This is a genomic window from Nonlabens antarcticus, from assembly GCF_015356755.1.
Taxonomy (GTDB): Bacteria; Bacteroidota; Bacteroidia; order Flavobacteriales; family Flavobacteriaceae; genus Nonlabens; species Nonlabens antarcticus.
In genome coordinates this window covers 1-252 of sequence record NZ_JADFCO010000029.1, presented here as the reverse complement: position 1 = coordinate 252, position 252 = coordinate 1, and the positions used below count along the sequence as shown (strand labels likewise).

Sequence of the window (252 nt, the reverse complement as noted above, 5' to 3'; positions counted from 1 at the left end):
GAGCCATTTCCAGAGCGCTGAGTGAACCCTCCATGGCAAGGCTGTTGGACACATCATACCCCATGATCCTTTTGGAATAAGCATCCGTGACCAGTGCCAGGTAGGAAGGGTTGGCCCTGGTTCCCACATAAGTTATGTCGCTTACCCATACCTGTTCCGGCTTGTCGATCTCTATGTTGCCCACTATGTTTTTATGCTTCCTGAACCTATGGTGGGAGTCTGTCGTTATGTGATAGCTCCTCTTGGGCTGTA

The 252-nt window shown here is 50.4% G+C and carries 1 protein-coding gene; it reads right to left on the bottom strand.

All coding sequences use genetic code 11. From position 1 onward, the window contains the following. Nucleotides 1–252, bottom strand: a 252-nt coding sequence (locus IQ282_RS14895) for a DDE-type integrase/transposase/recombinase (protein WP_394355188.1), incomplete at both ends; no start/stop codon positions are given.